Origin of the sequence: Parendozoicomonas verongulae (assembly GCF_009711465.1) — a bacterium.
GTDB lineage: Bacteria > Pseudomonadota > Gammaproteobacteria > Pseudomonadales > Endozoicomonadaceae > Sansalvadorimonas > Sansalvadorimonas verongulae.
This window is the reverse complement of record NZ_SMME01000274.1, coordinates 1-458: the sequence shown is the minus strand read 5'-3', so window position 1 is coordinate 458 and position 458 is coordinate 1. Positions and strand designations below refer to the sequence as shown.

Below are 458 nucleotides of genomic sequence, written 5' to 3'. Positions count from 1 at the left end.
CTGCGTAATAAAAATGTGAATGAATTTCGGGACGTTGCAGACCCCTATATTTCAGATAAAAATTGTTCTGCACAAGAGCGCAGGGTGCGCCATCTTCTCCGTTTGCCTGACAGCCTGGATATCATCCGGGTACTCGCTGTTCCGTGTAACTGGACGAAAGCTTCCCATGAATCGAGTAGGAGCAGACTTTTTGATGCCAGCTATCTGGATATACCGGATCACCTGAAAGCCAATGAGGCATTTATGGAGGAGTTCAGAGCGCTTATGGAAGGTGCCAAGGATCTGGCTTATGTGACAGGAGGAACGCCGGTACATGATAGCAGCGAGAGTGGCTCCTATATCCAGCGATATAAATTACAGTGCGATAAGGAAAAGCGGAAGGTAAAGGTTGCAAAGGCCGTGAGTGCTTATGACAGCGTCAGTACAGCACTTGATGATAATGTCCGTCGTGCTATAGC

1 protein-coding gene is annotated in these 458 nt (G+C 47.8%); it reads left to right on the top strand.

Features of this window, described 5'->3' with window-relative positions:
* Window positions 1-84: 84 nt before the first annotated feature.
* On the top strand, window positions 85-458 hold a 374-nt coding region (locus E1189_RS00435), incomplete at its 3' end, for a hypothetical protein (RefSeq protein ID WP_155158182.1).